General features: G+C 58.9%; 13 protein-coding genes and 1 pseudogene. 5 read left to right on the forward strand and 9 right to left on the reverse strand.

Translation table 11 applies throughout. The annotated features are described in order from the left end of the window. Positions 1–174: 174 nt before the first annotated feature. Positions 175–423 carry a helix-turn-helix transcriptional regulator gene (locus B5F94_RS11920; RefSeq protein WP_087330380.1) on the forward strand — a complete coding sequence of 83 codons (249 nt, stop codon included), beginning with the start codon at positions 175–177 and terminating at the stop codon, positions 421–423. Between the two features lie 175 nt (positions 424–598). Here B5F94_RS11920 and galU read toward each other — a convergent pair whose 3' ends face one another. Together galU and B5F94_RS11930 are read right to left on the reverse strand one after the other, a co-directional pair. Then, entirely contained in the window at positions 599–1,471 is an 873-nt protein-coding gene (gene galU / locus B5F94_RS11925; protein ID WP_087270121.1) for a UTP--glucose-1-phosphate uridylyltransferase GalU, read from the reverse strand. Between the two features lie 42 nt (positions 1,472–1,513). After that, entirely contained in the window at positions 1,514–2,041 is a 528-nt protein-coding gene (locus tag B5F94_RS11930; RefSeq protein WP_087330382.1) for a QueT transporter family protein, read from the reverse strand. A gap of 216 nt (positions 2,042–2,257) precedes the next feature. Between B5F94_RS11930 and B5F94_RS11935 the strand changes: the two genes are divergently transcribed. The 3 genes from B5F94_RS11935 (at position 2,258) to B5F94_RS11945 (ending at position 6,633) form a co-directional block, all read left to right on the forward strand. Continuing rightward, positions 2,258–2,779, forward strand: coding sequence for a transcription repressor NadR (locus B5F94_RS11935; protein WP_087330384.1), 522 nt, complete (start codon positions 2,258–2,260; stop codon positions 2,777–2,779). 140 nt (positions 2,780–2,919) lie between these two features. Beyond that, positions 2,920–4,590: a Na+/H+ antiporter NhaC family protein gene (locus tag B5F94_RS11940; RefSeq protein ID WP_087270127.1), complete on the forward strand. Its 1,671-nt coding sequence runs from the start codon at positions 2,920–2,922 to the stop codon at positions 4,588–4,590. Positions 4,591–4,968: 378 nt separating this feature from the next. After that, positions 4,969–6,633, forward strand: coding sequence for a Na+/H+ antiporter NhaC family protein (locus B5F94_RS11945; protein ID WP_087330386.1), 1,665 nt, complete (start codon positions 4,969–4,971; stop codon positions 6,631–6,633). A gap of 142 nt (positions 6,634–6,775) precedes the next feature. Here the strand turns inward: B5F94_RS11945 and B5F94_RS11950 are convergent, their stop codons facing one another. From B5F94_RS11950 to B5F94_RS11980, 7 genes are all read right to left on the reverse strand, one after another. Continuing rightward, positions 6,776–7,912, reverse strand: a complete 1,137-nt coding sequence (locus B5F94_RS11950) for a DHHW family protein (protein WP_087330388.1) — start codon at positions 7,910–7,912, stop codon at positions 6,776–6,778. 15 nt (positions 7,913–7,927) lie between these two features. Next, positions 7,928–9,328 carry an MBOAT family O-acyltransferase gene (locus B5F94_RS11955; protein ID WP_087270137.1) on the reverse strand — a complete coding sequence of 467 codons (1,401 nt, stop codon included), beginning with the start codon at positions 9,326–9,328 and terminating at the stop codon, positions 7,928–7,930. Positions 9,329–9,451: 123 nt separating this feature from the next. Next, positions 9,452–10,192 (reverse strand): DUF4358 domain-containing protein, encoded by a 741-nt coding sequence (locus B5F94_RS11960; protein WP_087330390.1) that lies wholly within the window; start codon positions 10,190–10,192, stop codon positions 9,452–9,454. A 118-nt stretch (positions 10,193–10,310) separates the two neighbouring features. Then, positions 10,311–11,774, reverse strand: coding sequence for a sensor histidine kinase (locus B5F94_RS11965; RefSeq protein WP_087330392.1), 1,464 nt, complete (start codon positions 11,772–11,774; stop codon positions 10,311–10,313). Between the two features lie 4 nt (positions 11,775–11,778). Then, positions 11,779–12,255 (reverse strand): hypothetical protein, encoded by a 477-nt coding sequence (locus B5F94_RS11970; protein ID WP_087330394.1) that lies wholly within the window; start codon positions 12,253–12,255, stop codon positions 11,779–11,781. Next, positions 12,252–12,938 carry a response regulator transcription factor gene (locus B5F94_RS11975; protein ID WP_087330396.1) on the reverse strand — a complete coding sequence of 229 codons (687 nt, stop codon included), beginning with the start codon at positions 12,936–12,938 and terminating at the stop codon, positions 12,252–12,254. The genes B5F94_RS11970 and B5F94_RS11975 overlap by 4 nt, the downstream gene beginning before the upstream one ends. 11 nt (positions 12,939–12,949) lie before the next feature. Beyond that, entirely contained in the window at positions 12,950–13,513 is a 564-nt protein-coding gene (locus B5F94_RS11980) for a hypothetical protein (protein WP_087330398.1), read from the reverse strand. 356 nt (positions 13,514–13,869) lie between these two features. Between B5F94_RS11980 and B5F94_RS11985 the strand changes: the two are divergent. After that, a pseudogene (locus B5F94_RS11985) lies at positions 13,870–14,476 on the forward strand (hypothetical protein); the annotation flags it as partial.

Here is a 14,476-nt window from a genome sequence, read left to right on the forward strand (position 1 = left end):
CCGCTCACGACAGTAAGAGCATTGAGGGAGGGGTGCGGTTTTATTTTTGGGGAAGATTTTTAAAAATATTTTAACAGCCTTTCCTAAAATATACAAGCATATTTTTGTGAGGTATTAGCTAACATACATTTGCGGTGTATCTGGGTAGAATGCTGTTAGGTGGTGGCGCATAGTATGAAGCGGACGCAAAAGCTGATTTTCGATGACGATATTTATAATACGATACGCCGCAATATTCGGAAATACCGCAAGGAAAAGGGATTGACTTCTGCGCAGCTTGCGGAGATGGTGGACCTTTCCCATGATTTTATACGGCAGATCCAATCGGAAAAAGCAGCTTACAATTTCTCTGTGGAGACCTTTTATAAGATATCCGTGGCCCTGGGAGTCAGTATGGATAAGCTGAGCAAAAAGCAGGAATAACACCCCATTTCCTCTCAGAGGAAACGGGGTGTTTTTTGAACAGCCATCTCCGTTACGGCGATGGCTCAGGGGGAATGGGGTAAGTATGGGAAAGGGAAACGGATCAAGAAAAACGACCTGCGCCTTTGAGGCGCAGGCCGAAAAATTTGAGCACAGGAGCGCGGCAATCCACACTTTACCGCAGGCTCTCTGCTTTTTCTTTAATAAAGTGGCTCAGCCAGGAGGCCGTGGCCTTGTTTTCCAGAGCAAAGTCAATGGTGGCCTCCAGGAAGCCGCACAGGTTGCCGGTATCGTACCGGCGGCCCTCAAAGTCCACGGCTACCATCCGGCTCTTGCGGCAGAGCTCCCGCAGACCGTCGGTGAGCTGGATCTCTCCGCCGTAGCCCGGTTTCAGATTCTCTAAAATATCGAAGATCTGGGGGGTGAGCACATACCGGCCCAGGATGGCGTAATTGGAGAACATCTCCTGGGGGGTGGGCTTTTCGTTCATGTCGGACACGTCGAAGATCCGGTCCTCCAAAGCGGAGATCTTCACAGAGGAGTAGCGGGAGATGGCCTCGGTGGATACCTTCTGGACGCCTACAGCGGAGGCGCCGTACTTTTCGGCCCCCTCGATCAGCTGGAGGGTCACCGGCTTTTCGGCCCGCATGATGTCGTCGCCCAGCAGCACGGCAAAGGGTTCGTCTCCCACAAAGCGCTTGGCCCGGTAAATGGCGTGGCCCAGGCCTTTGGTCTCTTTCTGGCGGACATAGAAGATGTTAGCCAGATCGGCGGCCCGGCGGACCTCCACCAGCTCCCGCTCCTTGCCGGCCTGGAGCAGACGGGTCTCAAGCTCGGGATAGTAGTCGAAGTAATCGTCCATGGCGGATTTGGCCCGGTTGGTGACAATGAGGATGTCCTCGATACCGGAGGCCACCGCCTCCTCAATGATATACTGGATTACGGGCTTGTCCACCATGGGAAGCATTTCCTTGGGGACAGTCTTGGTGGCGGGGAGCATCCTTGTCCCCAGACCAGCGGCGGGGATGACGGCCTTGCGGACTTTCATGGGGAATCCTCCTTGTCTGTTTGTAAAACTGAGGGCGTCGCCTCAGCGGGCAGCCAGGCGGCGCTCCGGGATCATGGTGCGGAAGTAGCGGATCTTAGGCAGGGCCAGCAGCAGCACGGAGCCCAGCACATAGCAGGCCAGAGCCTCGCCCACCACGAAGGTCCACATTTTAAAACCATAAGCGGCCCAGAACGTGCTGTTGACAGCGCCCGCCTCCGCCCAGGCCCACATGGGGGGCAGCAGAAGGGCGTTCATCACGATGGGGGGCAGAGCGGCCAGATACCAGCGGGGCATCTTGGTGCTCAGAAAAGCGGCGATGGCGGTGGCCAGAGTACCCACCACCATGTCGATAGGTCCGTAGGGGGAGAGAATGTTGGTCAGCAGACAGCCCAGCGCCAGGCCCGGCGCGGTGGCCGGGAACAGGAACGGCAGCACGGTGAGGGCCTCTCCCAGACGGACCTGGACAGGTCCGAAGGTGAGCTGAAAGATGTTGCCAAAATAGCAAAGGACGAAGTAGACGGCGGCCACCATGGCGGCCAGGGTAAGATCACGGGTGGTAGATTTGCGCATACTTGAGTTGGAACCTCCATTTTCGTATTTAGAGAACGGCGGTGAGTCCCGCCGAACGAACGCGGCGCTGCCGCGCTTGGACCGGGTGTGGAAACCAGTCGGTCACATTCTAGCACAATCCCTGTGGAAAGGCAAGGGAAGGCGGCCTTTCCGGCGCTGATTTACAGGACCGGAGGAACCTGCTATACTGGTCAAAAAGACAAAGGAGGAAGCAGGATGGAACGATCCGCCGCACAGGACCGCCGGAAGGCGGTGGAGCAGATGCTGGAGGAAGCAGGAGGGCCGGTGAGCGCCACGGCGCTGGCCAGGCGGTTCTCGGTGAGCCGGCAGATCATCGTGGGGGACGTGGCTCTGCTGCGGGCTGCCGGGGCGGATATCGTGGCCACCCCCCGGGGCTATGTGCTGGGCCGCCGCCCCGCCGGGGTGGAGCGTACCGTGGCCTGCGTCCACGCTCCGGAGGAGATGGAAGCAGAGCTCAACGCCATTGTGGACGCCGGGGGCGAGGTGGCAGACGTAATTGTGGAGCACCCGGTCTATGGTCAGCTCACAGGCATATTGGGGGTGCGTTCCCGATATGATGTACAGGAGTTTCTCCGCCGGGTGGCGGCGGACAGCGCCAGACCCCTGTCTGATCTGACGGGCGGTATCCATCTGCATACAATTCGGTGTAAGGATGAAAAAACGTTCCAAAGGATACAGAATTCCCTAGAAAAAGCGGGGTTTTTGCTGGATATGTAAATATAGAATAGATGTTAGACGAAAGTTATGTTAAATCTGCCGAAAAAGTATTGCCAAATTGTGAATGATGGTGTATCATAGGGTACGAATCCTAGGGTTGGGGAGGCTTTTGGGATTCGAAATTATAAGGGAGGGTTATTATGAACTCACCACGAATGCAACGCTTCGGAAGAATTCTGCTGGTCGTCTTTGCCTTGGCCTGTGTTCTGATGACGGTCGCCTTCGCAGAAGGCGAAGAGGTCCAGAGCAAATTCTTCGGTACCGCCTGGTCCCTGTTGCCGCCTGTTGTCGCAATTGTTCTGGCACTGATCACGAAGGAAGTCTACTCGTCCCTGTTCATCGGTATCGTGGTAGGTTTCCTGCTGCAGGCCGACTTCGATGTGGTGCTTACCATTGACCATCTGGTCAACGGATTTATGGGCAACATCGGCGGTAACGCAGGTATCCTCATCTTCCTGGTCATTCTGGGCACCATGGTGGCCCTGATGATCCGAGCCGGCGGCTCCAAGGCCTATGGCGACTGGGCCGTCAAGCACATCAAGACCAAATCCGGCGCTCTGTGGTCCACCTTCATCCTGGCCATCGTGCTGGGCGTGGACGACTACTTCAACAACCTGACCACCGGTAACGTGATGCGTCCCGTCGCCGATGGCCACCACATCTCCCGGGCCAAGCTGTCCTATATGTGCGACGCCACCGCCGCTCCCGTGTGTATCATGATGCCCGTCTCCTCCTGGGCCGCGGCTGTCACCGGCGTTATCAACAACGAGGAGCTGGGCTTCCAGATCTTCCTGCGGGCCATCCCCTACAACTACTATGCCGTCCTTACCATGGTGTTTATCATCATGATGACCGCTCTGAATATCGACTACGGTCCCATGAAGAAGCATGAGGACAACGCCGCCAAGGGCGACCTGTATACCACCCCCGAGCGGCCCTATGCCGATGCCGCCGAAATGAAGTTCAATCCCAACGGAAAGGTCATCGACCTGGTGATCCCCGTGGTCATCCTCATCGTCTGCTGCGTGGGCGGCTTGCTTTATGCCGGCTGGCTGGGCGGCGGCGAGGGTATCTTGGATATGTTCGCCAACACCGATGCCTTCTTCGGCCTGCCCTTCGGCGCCACCATCGCTCTGGTCATCAATATGATCTACTTTGCTGTCCGCCGCTCCATGAAGTTTACCGAGTTGATGGACTGCCTGCCTGAAGGTTTCAAGCAGATGGTGCCTGCCATCCTGATCCTCTGCATGGCCTGGACCATCAGCGGCGTCACCCGGGATGGCCTGGGCGCGCCCCAGTTCGTGGCTGAGTTCGTGGAAATCCTTGGCCCTGGCCTGCACAACTTCCTGCCCGCCGTGGTCTTCCTCATTGCCTGCTTCCTGGGCTTCGCCACCGGCACCTCCTGGGGTACCTTCGGCATCCTGCTGCCCATCGTGCTGGAGATCTTCACCCCCGGCGGCTTCGCCAACCTGACCGCCGAAACCCTGGACGAAGTGCCCATCCTGATGGTGGGCATCGGCGCCACTCTGGGCGGCGCGGTTATGGGCGACCACTGCTCTCCCATCTCCGACACCACCATTATGGCATCCACCGGTGCGCAGTGCTACCACCTGAATCACGTGGCTACCCAGATGCCTTACGCGGTCACCGTGGCCGCCATCGGCTTCGTCAACTACATTATCACCGGCCTGATTATCGATTATGTGCCTCAGGTCGTCTGCCTGCTCATTGCCGTGGCCTCCACTGTGGGCTTTATGCTGGTGGTAGGCAAGCTCAACCACTCCATGAACCGCCACTCTCAGCGGGATTGAGCGTAACGCCGGCAGTTCCATACGGTAAAAATCACCCCCACCGTTTGTACGGCGGGGGTGATTTTTTGCTGCAAAAGACCAGAAAAACAAACCAAATAGGTTTAAAAGTGCAAACTGATGCGCGGTTCCGATCAAACACCCAAGAGGAAAGGATGTTTCTGCCCTTCAGAAAAGGATTTTATAGGAATAAAATGGAATAAAAAAGAAAAGTATATAGATTATATGCCCAAAAATACATACATCTTTCTGTGAGCCTCTACAAAAATATGCAAAATATCAAAAAAACATTGTCAATTTAATAACAATTTTGTTATGATACCTTTCGAGTCCTTGGGTTGGGGAGCTTTAGGATTCACCGATCTTATTAGGAGGGCTGATATGAATTCACCGCGTATCAAACGGTCTGGCAAGATTCTGCTGACCCTGTTTACCCTGATTTGCATCCTGGCAACGGCGGCTTTCGCCGAAGGCGATTCCACCGCTCAAATCGCGGCTTGGGGCACCATTGCATCCCTGCTGCCTCCCGTGGTAGCCATCGTCCTGGCACTCATTACCAAGGAAGTGTATTCTTCTCTGTTTCTGGGCATTATTGTGGGCTGCCTGCTGTTCACCAACGGCAATCCCATTGACGCCCTTCAGGATTTCGTGTCCCGCCTGTGCGGCAATGCCGGCGGCAACATGGGCATCCTGATGTTCCTGGTCATTCTGGGCACCATGGTGGCCCTGATGATCCGGGCCGGCGGTTCCAAGGCCTATGGCGACTGGGCCGTCAAGCACATCAAGACCAAATCCGGCGCTCTGTGGTCCGCCTTCATCCTGGCCATCGTGCTGGGCGTGGACGACTACTTCAACAATCTGACTACCGGTAACGTGATGCGTCCCGTCACCGACGGCCACCACATCTCCCGGGCCAAGCTGTCCTATATGTGCGACGCCACTGCCGCTCCCGTGTGTATCATGATGCCCGTGTCCTCCTGGGCCGCGGCCGTCACCGGTATCATTGGCAACGACGAACTGGGCTTTCAGATTTTCCTGAAGGCCATTCCCTATAACTATTATGCCATTCTGACCCTGGTGTTTATCGTGGTTATGACCAGCCTGAACATCGACTACGGTCCCATGAAGAAGCACGAGGACAACGCCGCCAAGGGCGACCTGTACACCACCCCCGAGCGTCCTTTCGCCGGTGTGGAGGAAATGAAGTTCAATCCGAACGGAAAGGTCATCGACCTGGTGATCCCCGTGATCGTGCTGGTAGCCTGCTGCGTGGGCGCCATGATCTATGTGGGCTATCAGAGCGGCGGCACCGACCTTATCAGCGCTTTCGCCAACACCGATGCTTTCTCTGCTCTGCCTCTGGGTTCTCTGATTGCCCTGATCTTCACTATGATTTTCTTTATGGTGCGCCGCTCCATGAAGTTCACCGAACTGATGGACTGCCTGCCTGATGGCTTCAAGCAGATGGTGCCCGCCATCCTGATCCTCTGCCTGGCCTGGACCATCGGCGACGTGACCAAGGCTCTGGGCGCTCCCGACTTCGTGGCTGACATCGTCTCCGGCTTCGGCGACAGCCTGCACAACTTCCTGCCCGCCGTGGTGTTCATTATCGCCGCGTTTCTGGGCTTCGCTACCGGCACCTCCTGGGGTACCTTCACCATCCTGCTGCCCATCGTCATCCCGGTGTTCTCCGGCGGCGTGGCGGCTGCCGATCTGACTGCCGATCTGATCAACGGCAACGAGATGCTGATGATCGCCATCGCTGCCACTCTGGGCGGCGCGGTTATGGGCGACCACTGCTCTCCCATCTCCGATACCACCATCATGGCCTCCTCCGGCGCTCAGTGCTACCACCTGAATCACGTGGCCACTCAGCTGCCCTACGCGGTTACCGTGGCGGCGGTCTGCTTCGTCAACTACATTCTGGCTGCTTTCGTCCAGAACATGATCCTGAACCTGCTGATTGCTGTGGTCTCCATGGTGGTGGTGCTGGTTGTCATCGGCAAGGTCAACCACTCTATGAATATCCACTCTCAGCGCGACTGATTCCTTACCGGTGGAAGGGGAAGGAAGATAAAAGGCCGGCCCTCACAGAGGGCCGGCCTTTCGTTTATGGAGACCTGACGCAGCGCGGGTAAGTCCAAAGCAAAAAAAGTCCGGCCCCTTGGGGGCCGGACTTTTTGGTTGCTCAGCGGGTGATCCAGAACAGGTTGGTGTCGGTGACAAAGTTGGGGACGCTGTAGAGGACCAGAGCCTGATCGATGCCGTTCTGCTGGATGTAGTCAGCGATGGACAGCTTGTAGTAGCGCAGGTCGATCAGGTGGATCTCGGAGAAGTGGGGGGTGAGGAAGGGCACCAGGGAGTCGGCGTAGGAGTCCCGGATGATGAGCAGCTTAGGCTTGTCGGTATTGGGAGTCTTAACCACGCCAAGAGACTGGTTGCCGCCCAGGAACATGGAGTACTTATCCTTCACGGAAAGGAAGGAGGTGTCGTACAGGGAGCGGGGCACCTCCACCTGGTTGCCGGTGCTGTCATAGGTGTAGCTGGTGACGGTAATGCCGGTGTCGGGCACATAGGTGGAGATGGTGTCGGGGCTCACCCAGCGCACGCCGGAGGAGGAGAATACCGTGCCGTAGAACTCAGTGGAGCGGATGGTCTCGGTGTAGGCATCCAGGGGCACGGGAGTGTAGCCCAAGGCATCTGCCAGGCCGGTGTAGCCGTAGTATGCGCCCAGGCTGGTCCAGTGGTGGTCAGTGCGGTAGAAGATGCTCTCATCCTTGTGCTCCCACAGGGGGCTGTACAGATCCGCCCAGGTGGCGCCGGGTACAGCCGCCTTGGCCTGGTCCAGCAGGTCGGTCTGGCTGGCATTGGGGGCCCCGTTGGGCAGCCGGCCGGCCCAGATGCAGGCCTGGGTGGGAATGAGAGAGAAAGTTACCGGGATATCCACATTTTCCACAAAGCTGTTCACATAATTTACATTCTCCGATACCTTGGCGGCATCGGGCTGGTCAAACCGGGTAATGAGGGTGTCCTGATCGCAGAAATAGACATCGTTGTTCTCGTGCTTGCCCAGGATCCGCTCGCTGGAGGACTTCAGGGCAATCCACAGGTCCCGGCCCACAAACTGGTCGGTGGTGTAGGTCTCAAAGTCCTTCATGAACTGACCGCTCAACAAGCTGTCCACAGACAGCTTGGGCATCTGTTCCAGATTGCGGTTCTCCATTTCGGAGAACTCCCGGCTAGGAGTAGCGGCGTTGGCCACCAGGAACAGACCGATAAAGGCACAGAACAGAGCGCTGATGAAGATGCAGTATTTTTTCGACATAATCAGAACCTCCAATCAGAAGCGGAAATAGAGGAAGGGATTGTAGGTGGCGTCCACCAGATAGGCGGTGGAAAGAATCAGACCGGCCAGCAACACCACCGGCAGCACCACTTTCATGGGCTTCTCCGGCAGCTTTTTCCACAGCTTGGTAGCCAGCGGAGTGGCGGCCACGGCGCCGATGATCAGCATGGGCAGGAAAGAGGTGAAGTAGTACGCCACGCTGGGGGAGGCCAGACCGGCTGGAGCAAAGCCAAACATGGCAGACAGGTAGACGCCCATGTGACCGAAATCCTCCACGGCAAAGATGGCCCAGCTGACCAGCACCAGGAACAGAGTGTAAATGTGCTGTACCACAGCGGGACACTTCTCCAGCAGCTTGCCCAGGAAGGCCTTCTCCAGAATGATGAGGGCGGCAAAGTAGAGGCCCCAGATCAGGAAATTCCAGCTGGCGCCGTGCCAGATGCCGGTGGCGGCCCAAACGACCAGTAGGTTGAAAAACAGCCGGGGCTTTTTCACCCGGTTACCGCCCAGGGGGATATACAGATATTCCCGGAACCAGGAGCCCAGGGAGATGTGCCACCGGCGCCAGAACTCGGTGACCGACTTGGAGATATAGGGGTAATTGAAGTTCCGCAGGAACTCGAAGCCCAGCATCCGGCCCAGGCCCACGGCCATGTCGGAATAGCCGGAGAAGTCAAAGTACAGCTGAAGGGAGAAGGCCACCACGCCCAGCCAGGCGCCGGAGACGGTGAGCTGGTCGGTGGGCAGAGCCAGATAGACGTCCCACAGCTTGCCGATGTTGTTGGCCAGCAGCACCTTCTTGGCCAGACCCACCACAAACACCTGCACGCCGGAGGCAAACTGCTCCGGGGAGTGGGTGCGGTAGGTCATCTGGTCGGCCAGCTCTTTGTACTTGATAATGGGACCGGCAATGAGCTGGGGGAAGAGGGTAACGAAGGTACCGAAACTGACAATGCTTTTCTGCACCTCCGCGTCTCCACGGTAAATGTCCACCGGGTAGGTCATGGTCTGGAAGGTGTAGAAGGAGATGCCGATGGGCAGCGTCAGGTTGAGCACCGGCATACCAACGCCGAAATGCTGGAAGGTTCTGGCTACCAAATCCCAGTACTTAAAGAAGAACAGGATAGCCAGATTGAGGACCAGCGCCACCGCTACGGCGATCCGGGCGCCCTTGTCGTCGCCTTGCAATTTTCGCCGGGCCACGATCAGGCCGCAGAAGTAGTCCAGCACGATGGTGAAGATCATCAGCAGGATATACTTGGGTTCGCCCCAGCCGTAAAAGACCAGATTGACCACCAGCAGCCACAGGTTGCGCCATTTCAGAGGGGTAATGTAATAGACTAATAATACAATGGGTAGATATAGAAACAAGAAATACAAACTGGAAAAGACCAACTGCTCACCTTCTCTTTGTAGATTTCAGGAAAGATGCCCGGCAGGCTTGCCCTGCCGGGCGCTGAAATGATTATAATGGGTACGGCACCAGAGTGCAACTTCTATTCTACCCAAAAATGCGGATTATTTTGTGTAGCTGTTGAAAATGGTGACCGCATCATCGGCATACTCGCTGATGGCGAAGAGCACATAGTTGCCGTTGGTGACCAGTTTGTAGTTCTGTACCAGTTCATACTGCTCGGGCAGATACTGGGACCACTGGGCGTCCAGATCGGCCTGCCGCTTGGCAATGCCTGCCTTCACAGTGTCCATCTTGCCGTCCTTTACCTTGGCGATGAAAAACTCGGTGGAGTGAACGCCCATGAGGGGCATCATGCACACATACTCCTCCAGGTCGGAGGCGCTGATGCCGTACATGGCGGAGAGGGTGGCGTCGTCCATGGCGGTCAGGTTGGGCAGGCTCAGCTTGGAGATGTCATTCCAGGTGGACTGGACGGCGCTGGTCTGGGGCTTGCTCTCCGGCGTGGGAGTGGGGTTCACCGTGGGCTTGGGAGTAGCGGTGGGCTTGTTAGTGGGCTTGGGGGTAGCGGTAGGCTTGGTGGTAGGCTTAGCAGTAGGCTGAGCAGAGGGCTCGGCGGAGGGCTCAGTGCTCTCCTCCACAGGAGCGGAGCTCTCAGGCAGGGCGTCGGGGCTCTCCTCAGTAATAGGGGCGGAGTTCTCGGGGGATGGAGTGACGCTCTCGGCCACGGGGGGAGTCGTGACGGTGTTAGGAGTCTCGGAAGTGCTGCCGCCGCCGCCGCAGGCGGTCAGCATACCAAGGGTCAGCGTCCCGGCCAGAGCCAGGGCGAGAAAACGATGGTTCATAGGTGGATTCTCCTTTTCTGTTTTGTGATCGCTCTATTGGACGGTGGCGGCTGACAAAAAGTTCCCATGTTTCTGTAAAAAAACGCCCCCGCTCCGGCGGGGGCATTCGAGATTCCTTTCAGGCTGGGGCGGCGGGGGCGTCCATGGAATCCAGGGGCAGCACCAGCGTAAAGCGGGTACCCACCCCCGGCCAGGACACCACCTCAAACCAGCCGCCGTGGCGGTCGGCGATCCACTTGGCAATGGACAGACCCAGCCCGGCGCCGCCGGTCTGCCGGGCCCGGCTCTCGTCGGTGCGGTAGAAACGGTCAAAGATATGGGGCAGGCTTTGGGCGTCAATGCCCTGGCCCTGGTCGGCCACCGTCAGCCGGGCCAGGCCGTCCTTCCCCTGGACCGACAGGGTGATGCACCCCCCGGCGGGGGTGTATTTCAGTGCGTTGTCCACCAGGATGCGCAGGGCCTGCTTAATGAGCCCCTCGTCGGCCACCACCGGCACGGCACACAGCCATTTCCCCTCCAACTGATGGGTGTGGTCCAGCATCTGGGTCTCCCGCAGCACCTCGGCGGCCAGCTCGGACAGGTCGCACAGCTGGGGATGGAAGGGAACGGAGTCGTTGTCCCCCCGGGCCAGAAACAGCAGCTGTTCCACCAGCTGCTTCATGGAGTCAGCCTCCTGACGGATGGCGTCGATGGCCTCCTGCCGGGTGGCAGGGTCGTCCTTGCCCCACCGGTCCAGCAGGCTGGCGTAGCCCTGGATCACGGCGATGGGGGTACGCAGCTCATGGCTGGCATCGGAGACAAAGCGGGTCTGGGAGCGGTAGGCCTCGTTGATCCGGTCCAGCATGGCGTTGATGGCCTGAGCCAGCGCCTTCAGCTCCTTTTGGGCGCCGGTCACCGGGATACGCCGGTCCAGGTGGCTGGCGTTGATCTCATCCAGCTCTCCGGCCAGGGCCTGGAGCTCCTCCGGCGACATGGAGCCGCCCAGCCGGGTAGCTGCGGCGGCCAGATCCTGAATGGGCCGCAGGGTGCGGCGGATGGTGCCGGCGTTTTTGAACAGGTTGAGCACCAGACTGACCAGCTGGCAGATCAGCACCACCCGCCCGGCAAAGACAAAGAGGGCGGCGGGGCGGGACAGATCCAGAGTGATGGCCAATTCCTGCCCCTGAACCTGGGTCACCAGGGTGTAGCTGGTGGGGCCGCCGGTGGAGAAAATCATCAGGGGAATGAGATGTACCGTTCCTGGATCAAACCAGCGCTGGTCCCCCTCAAGTGCCTGGGGGGAGGGAAGCCAGTGGGGGAGCAGGATACCGTTGGGGTCCCCTTCCGCTTCCGCTACGGAATAGCTGCCGGCGGACATCCATGCCGCGGCCTCCTCCGAGGGGGCGCCCTGTTTTTCCGCCAGAGCCTTCAGTTCCGCTGCCTGCCGGTCGGACCAGACAATGAGGCCGCCCCAGAACAGCAGGATGAGCAGGATATCCAGCAGCAGATAGATCCCCAGCAGCCGGAAAAAGAGCCGGGCATTGAGCCGGGCCACGATGGAGGACTTGATGGGGCCGGTGGGCCGGGAAGTTCTGGCAGCCATGGCCTTAACCCCGGAGCCAGTTCAGCACTGGCTCCAGCTGGGGGACGCTTACCCAGTCGGCGCCCCGTTCCATGGCCTCCAGGGCTTCACGGGACTGGGGATCGGTCTTTTTGGACAGAATGGCCTTCATCATGGTCATCATCATTTTATATTTTCCCCGGACCCGAGCGGGGGAATAGCCGCCCCGCAAATAGAAGAGAGGCAGTCCGTTACAGTGGTTGTCACCGACCAGCTTGGCCGGATCGCACTCCGGCGCCATGCCCACAGCACAAACGGCCTCCACCTGGTACCGAGCGGCGGCCTTTTTCAGACCCTGGACCTTCCCGGCGCACAGCCAGCCCAAATAGAGTACCTGAGTCCCCTGGGGGAGCGTGCACTCCTTTAACTGGTGGAGGGGCAGGCCGGTCTGGTGGGAGAGCAGAGTGGCATACTGGGCAGTAAAGCCGGTGTTACTGGTATAGACGATGGCGGAAACCTTCATTCCAATCCCTCCCGAATGACATAGCCCACACCCCGGACGGTGTGGATCAGCTTGATGTGGAACGCTTCGTCCAGCTTAGTCCGCAGAAAGCGGATGTATACGTCCACGGTATTGGTCTCGCCCATGAAGTCAAAGCCCCACACCTGCTCCAGCAGTTCCTCCCGGGAGAGGACCTTTTCCTTGTGCTCCAGCAAGCAGCGCAGCAGGTCGAACTCCCGGCGGGTGAGGGCCACGTTCTGGCCATTCACCGACACCAGATGCCGGTCCAGATCCATGACCAGGGGCCCGGCGGATAGCCTGTTGTCCGGCTCGGTCCGAGCGGGCCGCTTCCGCAGGGCGGCCCGGATACGGGCCAACAGTTCCTCGGTGGCAAAGGGCTTGGTGACATAGTCGTCCGCCCCCATGTCCAGGCCGGACACCTTGTCCACCACCGTGTCCCGGGCGGTGAGCATGATGACGGGCACCTGGCTCTCCCGGCGCAGGCGGCGGAGCACCTCCATGCCGGAGAGGGCGGGCAGCATGATGTCCAGCAGCACCAGGTCGAACCGCCCGGACAGAGCCAGCTCCAGTCCCGTCCGGCCGTCAAAGGCCTTTTCCACCTGGTAGCCCTCGTAATTCAGCTCCAGCTCCACCATGCGGGCCAACTTTTCCTCATCCTCCACCAGCAGGATACGCTCCTCCATGGCACATCACCTCATTGCTTGGATTGGTTCTTGTGGGCGGCCTGCTCTGCCTGGGCCTTGGCCCGCCCCACCGCGTCGCTGACCGTGTCGGCGGCGTGATTAACCGCCTGGCTCACCTCATTGCCGTCCAGATCGGGACCAGCAAACCGGTACCGGCAGCCCATAATGAGCCCTATAATAAGCAGGGGTACCGAGATCCAGAAGGCCAGCAGCACCAGAAGAATAAAAATCAGCAGTGGAATGGAAACAATGGGCTCCCCCCACCGCCATACCTCAAACCGGTTGGTGACGCAGCGCCGCAGAAAACCCACAAAGCTGTCCCAGCCGCTCTGACCGGCGGAGGCCTCAGGTCGAGCAGGACCCTGGTTGGGCGGGGGAGTAGTCTGTTCACTGCCGGGGCGGGTGGAGTAACGGGCGCTCTGTCCGCCGTCCGAGCGGATCTTGCCCCGCTGCTCCAGCAGGATCAGGGCGGCCAGCAGATCGCCGCCCGTCTCCTCCAGCACCGCCCTGGCCTCCTCGTAGGACACATCGGCCCGTTTCCGCAGCTGTTCCACCAATTCCAATGTGACATCCATGGGAACACATCCTTTCAACAGTACCAGTATACCCCGGGGCCGGTAAAGAGGGTATTTAGGCTGTCTTAAAATCCCATTAAAACCGGCAACATTATACCAGCCCTATGCTTTTGGTGCAAGCGGCGGCTTTACCGGGGGAGAAAACCATGCTATAATAACCGCAGCCCAAACAGCTGGGCTGTTTGGGGCCGCCTTTCAGGCGGCTGGGCGCGGCGAAACGCCGCGCACTGCGCTTGTTACACCATGGCCGAAACCGGCTGAGCCGGTTTTCGCCGCTCTGCGGCGCGCAAGCCGGAGCGGCTTGCAGCCATGGTATAATGCCGTCAGAAGATACATACGGAAAGGAGGGGACGGACATGGGCTGGAAAAAGCGATTGCTTACCCTGCTGTGCGCGGCGGTACTGGTGCTGGGGCCGGGGCTGGTGAGCACCGCCAAGGCAGATACGGTGGAGATCTACCTGATGGCGGAGAACGACCAGATGCTTACCTTGCCGCTGGAGGCTATGCCCACCTGGATCGGCGGCTCCCTGTACGTCCCCTGTATCGCGTTTGACTGGACGGCCACCGGGGTCAACCTGGGGGTGTCCTACGGACAGATCCAGGGGGACAGTGGGAACAGCTTCATGCTGTACAGTCTCAGCGGTACCCTCACCTTTGACCTGAACGCCGGTACCTGCGTGGACCGGTCCGGCCAGCAGCTGGAGATGCGGGCTGTGTCCCGCAATGGCTGGATCTTTGTGCCGCTGGCGTCGGTGTGTTCCTACTTCGGCCTGCGCTACAGCTATACCCCTACCAACTACGGCACCCTGATCCGCATCACCAACGGACAGGAGCGGTTGGGCAGCGAGTTCATCCAGTATGCCCAGGACCCCATGCGCAGCCGATACAACGCCTATATGAAGCAGCTCTATCCCGATAACAATACCCCCCAGCCGTCTGTGCAGCCCACCCCCACACCAAGCC

The sequence above is a fragment of the Flavonifractor sp. An4 genome, from assembly GCF_002161755.1.
Lineage (GTDB): Bacteria > Bacillota > Clostridia > Oscillospirales > Oscillospiraceae > Flavonifractor > Flavonifractor avicola.

Excerpts from the sequence above, each read along its gene's own strand:
- B5F94_RS11940 (WP_087270127.1), top strand. The coding sequence starts at position 2,920 with ATGAACTCACCACGAATGCAACGCTTCGGAAGAATTCTGCTGGTCGTC.
- B5F94_RS11920 (WP_087330380.1), top strand. The coding sequence starts at position 175 with ATGAAGCGGACGCAAAAGCTGATTTTCGATGACGATATTTATAATACG.
- galU (WP_087270121.1), bottom strand. The coding sequence starts at position 1,471 with ATGAAAGTCCGCAAGGCCGTCATCCCCGCCGCTGGTCTGGGGACAAGG.
- B5F94_RS11960 (WP_087330390.1), bottom strand. The coding sequence starts at position 10,192 with ATGAACCATCGTTTTCTCGCCCTGGCTCTGGCCGGGACGCTGACCCTT.
- B5F94_RS11935 (WP_087330384.1), top strand. The coding sequence starts at position 2,258 with ATGGAACGATCCGCCGCACAGGACCGCCGGAAGGCGGTGGAGCAGATG.
- B5F94_RS11975 (WP_087330396.1), bottom strand. The coding sequence starts at position 12,938 with ATGGAGGAGCGTATCCTGCTGGTGGAGGATGAGGAAAAGTTGGCCCGC.
- B5F94_RS11980 (WP_087330398.1), bottom strand. The coding sequence starts at position 13,513 with ATGGATGTCACATTGGAATTGGTGGAACAGCTGCGGAAACGGGCCGAT.
- B5F94_RS11945 (WP_087330386.1), top strand. The coding sequence starts at position 4,969 with ATGAATTCACCGCGTATCAAACGGTCTGGCAAGATTCTGCTGACCCTG.
- B5F94_RS11970 (WP_087330394.1), bottom strand. The coding sequence starts at position 12,255 with ATGAAGGTTTCCGCCATCGTCTATACCAGTAACACCGGCTTTACTGCC.
- B5F94_RS11965 (WP_087330392.1), bottom strand. The coding sequence starts at position 11,774 with ATGGCTGCCAGAACTTCCCGGCCCACCGGCCCCATCAAGTCCTCCATC.
- B5F94_RS11930 (WP_087330382.1), bottom strand. The coding sequence starts at position 2,041 with ATGCGCAAATCTACCACCCGTGATCTTACCCTGGCCGCCATGGTGGCC.
- B5F94_RS11950 (WP_087330388.1), bottom strand. The coding sequence starts at position 7,912 with ATGTCGAAAAAATACTGCATCTTCATCAGCGCTCTGTTCTGTGCCTTT.